The following is a 7,427-nucleotide window of genomic DNA, read 5'->3' as shown; positions in this document are numbered from 1 at the left end:
CGCCGCGCCCGTGCCCATGGCACGTGTCAGACGTTAATGCCAGTGGAGGGGAGCCGCGTCAGCCGCAAGGAGGCAGAAGGCGATGCGAGTTGGAGCTTTTGTACTGGCGGCCCAGTTCCCGGGCCAGGGCCAGGGGGAAGCACTGCACAGAGCCGTGCGTACGACGGAGGTCGCCGAGGAGTCCGGGCTGGACTCGGTGTGGCTGGCCGAGCATCACTTCGTGCCGTACGGCACATGCCCGTCGGCTGTGACGCTGGCCGGCCTGCTGCTGGGGCGTACGCGGAGCATTCGGGTGGGTACGGCGGTCAGCGTGTTGCCGAACATCCATCCGGTGGCGCTCGGCGAGCAGGCGGCGCTGCTGCATCTGCTCTCCGGCGGGCGCTTCTCGCTCGGCGTGGGCCGGGGCGGGCCGTGGGTCGATCTGGAGGTCTTCGGTTCCGGACTCCGGGCGTACGAGAGGGACTTCCCCGAATCGCTCGACCTGCTGCTGCGCTGGCTGCGCGAGCCGAGGGTGTCGGCGGACGGCGAGCGCTACCGGTTCCGTGAGGTCCCCGTCGTACCGAGGCCGGACGAGTTGATCGGCGGCGCCGGCGGGCCCGAGGTGGTCGTGGCGTGCACCTCCGCGAAGAGCGTGCGCCTGGCCGCCGAGCGCGCGCTGCCGATGCTGCTGGGAATGCACTGCGGGGACGAGGAGAAGGCCGACATGGTGGCCCTGTGGCGGACCCACGCCATCGCCGCCGGCCACCCGCCCGAGGCGGCCGACGCCGCCGCGCACGTATCGGCGGGGGTGGCGCAGATCGCCGACAGCCGTACGGAGGCGACCGAGACGCTGGTGAAGGCGATGCCGGGCTGGCTGCGCCTCGGGCTCGGCGCCCATGTGACGGTGGACGGCAGGCCCAGGTCCATGCGCGATCCCGTCGCGTACACGGAGCTGTTGTGCGGACTGCATCCGGTGGGGCCTCCCCGGCTCGCCGCCGACCGGCTGGCGGCCACGGCGGAGCGAACGGGAATCACGCGCTTCGCGCTGCTCGTCGAAGGTTCCGGGGACCTGGCGGCCACGGAGGAGAACGTACGGCGGATGGGGGCCGAGGTGCTGTCCCGGCTCCGCTGAGCCGGAGCGGCGGCGCGGGCGGGCCGTCCGGCGGATCCCTGAGTCGGCCCAGGAATCCGCCGACAGACCGAAGCCGTCAGCAGTCCCGGAGCTCCGGGGACTGGTTGAGCAACTGCCCCCTGACGGAAGTGAAGCGGGCGAGCCTCTCGTCGACCGAGGGGTCCAGCGGGAACACCGCGACCCGGTGACAGTTCTGGAATGCCAGACGCACTCCGAAGTGGCGCTGAAGCGCACCGCGGATCGCGTCACTGGCGAGTGCGCGCAGCAGTTGACCGCGTGCCTGCTCGTCCGGCGGCGGCGTCTGGTTGTCGGCGAACTCTCCGCCGTCCACCTTCAGCTGTGCCACCAAGGAGCTGATCATCTCCCACGCGAAAGGCAGGGAGGTCCGGACGCAGTCGACGAATTCCGCTTCGTCGACCTCGCCTCGCTCGGCCTGCTCCAACAGTGCCGGTGAGACGTCGAGCGACATGGGTTCTCCTCTCGCGACCCCGGCAAACCGGGGCCTTACGGGCAGGGAAGGGGGAGACGACGACGCAGCGTGCACGACCGGCGACCTCCTGCATCCACGTTATGCGCGCTGTCCGGACCGCACCAGGCGAATGGGAACACAACCGGCCACAAACGAACGGGGCTTGAGGGGCGAATCGCGGCGAACGTCGACAGTCGAGTAGCGTTGCGGACCATGCGTCTCGTCATCGCCCGCTGCTCCGTCGATTACGCGGGCCGGCTCACCGCCCACCTGCCCTCCGCCCCCCGTCTGATCCTGGTCAAAGCTGACGGGAGCGTGTCGATCCACGCGGACGACAGGGCGTACAAACCGCTCAACTGGATGTCTCCGCCCTGCGCGCTCAAAGAGGGCACCGGTGACGATGTCGGCGTATGGACGGTCGTGAACAAAGCGGGCGAGAAACTGATCATCACGATGGAGGAAATCCTCCATGACTCGTCACATGAGCTCGGAGTCGATCCAGGCCTGATCAAGGATGGCGTGGAAGCACACCTCCAGGAGCTTCTGGCCGACCGCATCGAGACACTGGGCGACGGCTACAGCCTGATCCGCCGCGAGTACCCCACCGCCATCGGTCCGGTGGACATCCTGTGCCGCGACGCGGACGGTTCGACGGTGGCGATCGAGATCAAACGGCGGGGCGACATCGACGGCGTGGAGCAACTGACGCGCTATCTCGACCTGTTGAACCGCGATCCCCATCTGTCCCCGGTCCGCGGCCTGTTCGCGGCCCAGGAGATCAAGCCCCAGGCCCGCGTGCTGGCGACGGACCGGGGCATCGGCTGCGTGGTGCTGGACTACGACGCGCTGCGGGGCATCGAGGACGACAAACTGCGGCTGTTCTAGGGGGAGTTGCCGTCCGGCCGCTGCCGGGCGTACGGCGCGAACAGCAGGTCCCAGTTGGCCACGGCGCGGCCGGGCGGGTATCCGTCGCCCGCCGTGGCCGCGTCGCGCAGATAGAGCAGATGCCCGCGCGCGGCGCCGGCCTCCCCCGCCTCCAGCGCCCCGGTGGTGAACGTGCGCTGCTCGTCGCGCCACACCAGCTCCGAGCCGTCGGCCGAGGCCCGGACCAACTCGGCCCAGTACGACTCGTCGTGGGCGCCCGTGCGCTGACGCAGGTGCCGTGCGGCGTACCGGGCCATGGCGTCCGCGTCGTCGATCAGCGGGGAGAGCACCTGGTCGGACGTGAAGTCGAAGCCGAAGTAGAGCCGGCGGCCGTCGAGGACCAGCGACTCGATGCCGCCGATCACGCCGGTACGGCCGGGCAGCCCGGCGGTGAGGTCCACGGTCTCGTCCACAGGTTCGCCCCTTCATGGCCGTCGGCGTCGAAGTCGTCCACGACGTGTCTATCGCATCCCACTGACACGGCAACGTTCGGAGTAGCGCTCACCAGCTGATCCTGGCCGCCACCGGCAAGTGGTCGCTGCCCGTGGCCGGCAGCAGCCACGCGCTCCGCGGCTCCACACCGCGTACGAGGATCTGGTCGATCCGCGCCACCGGGAACGCCTTCGGCCAGCTGAACCCGAACCCGTCCCCGGCCACCTCCTGGGCCGAGCGCAGCTGGGAGGTGAGGCCGTCGAAGGCGCGGTCGTCCATGGTGCCGTTCAGGTCGCCGAGCAGCACCACCCGCTCGGTCCGCTCGGCGGCGACGGCCTGGCCCAGCGACTGCGCTCCGGCATCCCGCTGGCCCGAGGAGAGGCCCGCCCTGGGATTGACGCGTACGGATCCGAGGTGCGCCACGTACACCGCGAGCGGCCCCTGGTCCGTGGCCACCGTGGTCCGCAGCCCCCGGCTGTACTCCCTGGTGATCGCGTCCGGTTTGGCCTCCCCCAGCGGCCCCGCGTCCATCTTGACGTCGACCGGCCGGGTGCCGGACAGCGGCAGCTTGCTCCACAGCCCGACCGTGCCGCGCACCGTGTGGTGCGGATACGTCTCGGCCAGCCCCTTCTCGTAGGTGCTCCTGGCCTGTTGGGACAGCTCCTCCAGAGCCAGTACGTCCGCCCCGGAGGCGGCCAGGTCGCGGGCGGTGCCGGCCGGGTCGGGGTTGTCGGCGCCGACATTGTGGCTGACCACGGTGAGATCGCCGCCCGGTCGGGACTTGTCGGCGAGCAGCCCGCCGAAGAGGTTCAGCCACACCGTGACCGGCAGCAGCAGCGCGACCGTCGCGGAGGCGGAACGGCGCCACAGCGCCCCGGCGAGCAGCACCGGCACGAAGAGGCCGAGCCATGGCAGGAAGGTCTCCACCAGGCTGCCGAGGTTCCACGCCAGACCCGGGATGCTCGCGTGCAGCAGCAGGAGCAGACCGAGCAGCGACGCCAGCGCCACGAGCACCGGGCCGCGCTTCCAGGGCTCCGGCCGGGAGACACGGCGGATCGCCCGCCGGACGCCCGCACGCCGGTCACCGGAGCCCGTCGCGTGGGGCGGAACACCGTCGGCTTCGCCGGGGGCGTCCCGGTTCTCACGACGATCAGAGGCCGACGCTGCTGAAGTCTGGGTCACGCTGCCAGTCAAGAGGGTGCGGTGTTGCCGGAGCGTATGCGGTTTTGCATACGCCGACGATATGTGTCCGCTCAGGCGTGTCCGCCGGTCGGGCGCCGGGCTCCCGGCCGGAAGGGGCAGAGTGGGGTCCATGCCTACGTACGAGACGATGTCGTTCCACCTTGAGACCGAGCGGCTGGTGCTGCGGCCGTGGGCCGACTCCGACGCCGGCGACTTCCGTGCCCTCCTGTCCGAACGCGGCAACGGGACGCCCCCGCTCGAAGAGGCCCGGGCGGACATCGCGAGTCTGCTCGCCGCGACGGCGACCACGGGGATCGCCCTGCTGCCCGTCCAGCGGCGCGACGAAGGCGACTTCATCGGGTACTGCGGGCTGATCACCGGCCGCTCCACCCTGGAGGAGCCCGAGATCGCGTACGAGCTGTTCCAGCACGCGCACGGGCATGGGTACGCCACCGAGGCGGCCCGCGCGGTGCTCGCCGCCGCTGCCGCGACCGGGCGGGAGCGGATCTGGTCGACCGTCCGCCCGTGGAACGCACCGTCGCTCCGTGTCCTGGAGAAGCTCGGGTTCGCGCGGCACCACGTCTCCACGGACGACCGGGGTGAAGTCGTCTGGCTCACCCGCCCGTTGGCCTGACGCCAAGGCGCTGGCGGGCTTAAGTGGATGAGTTATCCGGATGCGCCGCGCACCACGGAACTCAAGACGTCGCTGTGGTCGGCCGGCACCACCCTCCTCGACCGGGCCCACGCGGCCGGCGCAGTCCGCCCCGACCTGACCCCGGCCGACCTGGTCCCGCTCATGTGCGGCCTCGCCTACGCGGTCCAGATCCACGCGGGCACCTCCACGGACCGGATCACCACCGCCCGCCGCTACCTGTCCACCCTCCTCGGCGGCCTCCGGGCCACACCACCGGACGCCTGAAACGCGCGGGCGCGTTGGTCGCCGTCGACGCCGTCGCGGGCCGCGTCCCCGTGGGTTTCGCTCAGCGCGCCGGTGTGTGTCCGACGACGCGGTCCTGCTGAGTCCGGTCCCACATGAAGGCCGGGTATCCGGAGAACGTTCCCCGGGCCTTCCCGTCCACCACATCCAGCGTCGCGTACGAGCCGCTGAAGAAGCTGCTGCCCCATGGAGTGACGATCCGCCCGTCCGGACACTGCTCCAACCACGCTCGTGGGACATCCCGCACGGTGTACGTGCAGATGACGCGGTCGTACGGCGCGCGCTCGCCGTGCCCGGCGCGGCCGTCGCCGAGAACCGTGACCGGGTGGAACCCCGCTCGCTTCAGATTCTCCACGGCCCTGGAGGCGATCGCCGCGTCCACCTCCACGCTGGTCACATTTCCGTCGCCCAGCCTGTGCGACAGCCAGGCGGCGTTGTAGCCGGTCCCGGTGCCAATCTCCAGAATTCGTTGTCCCTCCCGCACATCGAGCAAGCCCAGCATTTCGAGCATGATCGACGGCTTGGAAGAGGACGACGTAAACAGTCGGAATGCGCCTTCCGGCGTACTCTTCCCGTCATTCACCTGAGTGACGACGGGGGCGTCCGAATAGACCGCTCGCAGCCAGCGCTCGGGACCGGTGGCGAAGTCGCCTCCGTCGATGGCACTGGGGATGAAGAGTCCCCGATCCACGGAAGCCACGGTGTCCTGCCACTCAAGCGGCAACGCACCTTTGTTGTTGAGCGTCTCCACGAGCCGCTGTTGCGTCGTCATCCGGCCTCACTTCTTCGGCGGCTCGTACGGCTTGGTCTGCCCCGGCGGCTTGTCGCGGTGGCCGTCGCTGTCGGATGTGTCGGGCTTGCCGGAGTGGTCTCCGCCCTTGTTGTCCACGGTCTCCCTCGCTCCTGCTGACTCGGCTGTGCCAAGAACGCTACGGAGCAAGGAAGTTGTGGTCCACGTTCTTGCATGAGCTTGCACACGGAATTACCGCAGGGAGTTGATCGCCTCAGTGATGAGAGTGCGGGCGCCCGAGCCGTAGACGGCCATGTCCGCCAGTTGAGAGAAGGCTTTGGCGTAAGTCGTGATCTCGCTCGGGGCCGAGACGTTCACGGCGGCCGTCAGAAGTTCGACGCTCGCCCGGTGGTCATCGAACAAGTAGAACGCCTCAAGGGGCCAGACACGTCGCTCGGCGGAGAACGGGATGACGCCGAGGCTGACGTTCGGAAGCGCCATCACCGCGAGCAGATAACCCAGTTGGCCGGCCATCGTGTCGGCGTCCCCGATGCGGTATCGCAGCACGGTCTCTTCCATGAGCAAGGCGAACCGGTGGCCGCCCTCATGGAGGACCTGCGACCGCTCGATACGTGAGGCCGCAGCCTCGCGCGAGTCGTCCGGGGTGTTTTGGAAGGTGGCGATCGTGGACAGCAGAGCAGTCGCGTACGCCTCGGTCTGAAGCATGCCGGGTATGACATTCGAGCAGTACACGCGGAAGTGCCGGGTCGATTCGTACAGGGGAAGGACTTCCTCCTGCGCCCGGCGCATCCCGTGCCGGTGAAGCTTCTTCCAGTGGACATACATGTGATCGGCCCGGCGGTTCGCGGCGACAAGATCCGCGATTTGGTCTTCCGCGCCGCACGCTTCGCACCACGCTCGAACATCCGCGTCGGAGGCGGGCGTCTTCGCCCGCTCGATACGTGACGACTTCGCGGGGCTCCACCCACACCGAGCCGCCAGCTCGTGTCCTGTCAGCTCAGCGTCTCTGCGTAGCTCGCCGAGTCGGGCGGCGAGCAGTTCGCGGGCGGCCTGGGCACTGGAGGAGGGGGATGCGGACATCGGTTGGCTCTTACGTGGTGGGGAGGTGTCTTGTCGATCAGACCGAGTATTTCTCGTGCGGAACGCCCCGCTCCCACACGGCCTCGAACGCGGCGGATGCCAACCGCGCCACGGCCGGTTCGGTGCGGACCTCCCAGCCCGGTTCGCACCAGTTGCCATCGCCGGAGAAGTGATTGAACAGCACGGTCTCACCGTCGAACACCCAGAAGTCGTTCCCTGGCAGCGCGATGTCCGACGCCTGGCGCCTCGGCAGCCAGTGGACCTGTTCCCCAGCCTGGACGTTGACCACGGTGCCGGCGTGCTCGTACCGGATGTAGTCGGTGACCGGCTCGGAGACGACCCGGGCGCGACGAACCACAACGCCCCGGGCCACGGTGCTCCTGATCAGATCAACCCAGGGCGTCCAGTACTCCGAAGCGGGGTCGATGTCACGCTGACCTGTTCGCTTCCAGTTCTCAAAATCCTCGGCCTCATCGCCGACACCGTACGAGTCGCGCATCTCCAGGTGCACGGCCGAGTGCTCGGCCGTGCACCTGGAGAT

Annotated in this window: 10 protein-coding genes; 4 read left to right on the top strand and 6 right to left on the bottom strand. The window is 69.3% G+C overall.

The annotated features are described in order from the left end of the window. The first annotated feature begins 82 nt into the window (after positions 1 to 82). On the top strand, positions 83 to 1,111 hold the full coding sequence (locus BHU15_RS29375; protein WP_069629933.1) for an LLM class flavin-dependent oxidoreductase: 1,029 nt from the start codon (positions 83 to 85) through the stop codon (positions 1,109 to 1,111). A 76-nt stretch (positions 1,112 to 1,187) separates the two neighbouring features. Here the strand turns inward: BHU15_RS29375 and BHU15_RS29370 are convergent, their stop codons facing one another. Beyond that, a complete protein-coding gene (locus BHU15_RS29370) occupies positions 1,188 to 1,580 on the bottom strand; it encodes an SCO5389 family protein (protein WP_069629932.1) in 393 nt (130 codons plus the stop codon). 213 nt (positions 1,581 to 1,793) lie between these two features. On the opposite strand from BHU15_RS29370, the gene nucS reads away from it, so the two are divergent. Next, positions 1,794 to 2,465 carry an endonuclease NucS gene (gene nucS, locus BHU15_RS29365; RefSeq protein WP_023538619.1) on the top strand — a complete coding sequence of 224 codons (672 nt, stop codon included), beginning with the start codon at positions 1,794 to 1,796 and terminating at the stop codon, positions 2,463 to 2,465. Here the strand turns inward: nucS and BHU15_RS29360 are convergent. Together BHU15_RS29360 and BHU15_RS29355 are read right to left on the bottom strand one after the other, a co-directional pair. After that, a complete protein-coding gene (locus tag BHU15_RS29360) occupies positions 2,462 to 2,917 on the bottom strand; it encodes a hypothetical protein (RefSeq protein WP_069629931.1) in 456 nt (151 codons plus the stop codon). The two genes, nucS and BHU15_RS29360, sit on opposite strands and share 4 nt — an antisense overlap. An 88-nt stretch (positions 2,918 to 3,005) precedes the next feature. After that, positions 3,006 to 3,992 carry an endonuclease/exonuclease/phosphatase family protein gene (locus BHU15_RS29355; protein WP_069629934.1) on the bottom strand — a complete coding sequence of 329 codons (987 nt, stop codon included), beginning with the start codon at positions 3,990 to 3,992 and terminating at the stop codon, positions 3,006 to 3,008. Positions 3,993 to 4,248: 256 nt separating this feature from the next. Here BHU15_RS29355 and BHU15_RS29350 point away from each other — a divergent pair, with 256 nt between their 5' ends. Next, entirely contained in the window at positions 4,249 to 4,752 is a 504-nt protein-coding gene (locus tag BHU15_RS29350; protein ID WP_069629930.1) for a GNAT family N-acetyltransferase, read from the top strand. A gap of 27 nt (positions 4,753 to 4,779) precedes the next feature. After that, a complete protein-coding gene (locus BHU15_RS29345) occupies positions 4,780 to 5,037 on the top strand; it encodes an SbtR family transcriptional regulator (RefSeq protein ID WP_174566068.1) in 258 nt (85 codons plus the stop codon). A gap of 61 nt (positions 5,038 to 5,098) precedes the next feature. Here BHU15_RS29345 and BHU15_RS29340 read toward each other — a convergent pair whose 3' ends face one another. The 3 genes from BHU15_RS29340 to BHU15_RS29330 all read right to left on the bottom strand — a co-directional run bounded on the left by BHU15_RS29340 (position 5,099) and on the right by BHU15_RS29330 (position 7,427). After that, positions 5,099 to 5,827 (bottom strand): methyltransferase domain-containing protein, encoded by a 729-nt coding sequence (locus tag BHU15_RS29340; protein ID WP_069629929.1) that lies wholly within the window; start codon positions 5,825 to 5,827, stop codon positions 5,099 to 5,101. Positions 5,828 to 6,037: 210 nt separating this feature from the next. Further along, on the bottom strand, positions 6,038 to 6,886 hold the full coding sequence (locus BHU15_RS29335) for a helix-turn-helix domain-containing protein (protein WP_069629928.1): 849 nt from the start codon (positions 6,884 to 6,886) through the stop codon (positions 6,038 to 6,040). A gap of 37 nt (positions 6,887 to 6,923) precedes the next feature. Further along, the gene (locus BHU15_RS29330; RefSeq protein ID WP_069629927.1) at positions 6,924 to 7,427 is read right to left on the bottom strand and encodes a DUF6879 family protein; all 504 of its coding nucleotides are present in this window, start codon (positions 7,425 to 7,427) and stop codon (positions 6,924 to 6,926) included.

The sequence above is a fragment of the Streptomyces niveus genome, from assembly GCF_001723055.1.
In the GTDB taxonomy this organism is placed as follows: Bacteria; Actinomycetota; Actinomycetes; order Streptomycetales; family Streptomycetaceae; genus Streptomyces; species Streptomyces niveus.
The sequence above is the reverse complement of the archived record's forward strand: the minus strand, read 5'-3'. Positions and strand labels throughout refer to the sequence as shown.

What these genes read in the sequence shown, in the direction of transcription:
- BHU15_RS29375 (WP_069629933.1), top strand. Translation starts at nt 83, where the DNA reads ATGCGAGTTGGAGCTTTTGTACTGGCGGCCCAGTTCCCGGGCCAGGGC.
- BHU15_RS29370 (WP_069629932.1), bottom strand. Translation starts at nt 1,580, where the DNA reads ATGTCGCTCGACGTCTCACCGGCACTGTTGGAGCAGGCCGAGCGAGGC.
- nucS (WP_023538619.1), top strand. Translation starts at nt 1,794, where the DNA reads ATGCGTCTCGTCATCGCCCGCTGCTCCGTCGATTACGCGGGCCGGCTC.
- BHU15_RS29350 (WP_069629930.1), top strand. Translation starts at nt 4,249, where the DNA reads ATGCCTACGTACGAGACGATGTCGTTCCACCTTGAGACCGAGCGGCTG.
- BHU15_RS29345 (WP_174566068.1), top strand. Translation starts at nt 4,780, where the DNA reads ATGAGTTATCCGGATGCGCCGCGCACCACGGAACTCAAGACGTCGCTG.
- BHU15_RS29340 (WP_069629929.1), bottom strand. Translation starts at nt 5,827, where the DNA reads ATGACGACGCAACAGCGGCTCGTGGAGACGCTCAACAACAAAGGTGCG.
- BHU15_RS29335 (WP_069629928.1), bottom strand. Translation starts at nt 6,886, where the DNA reads ATGTCCGCATCCCCCTCCTCCAGTGCCCAGGCCGCCCGCGAACTGCTC.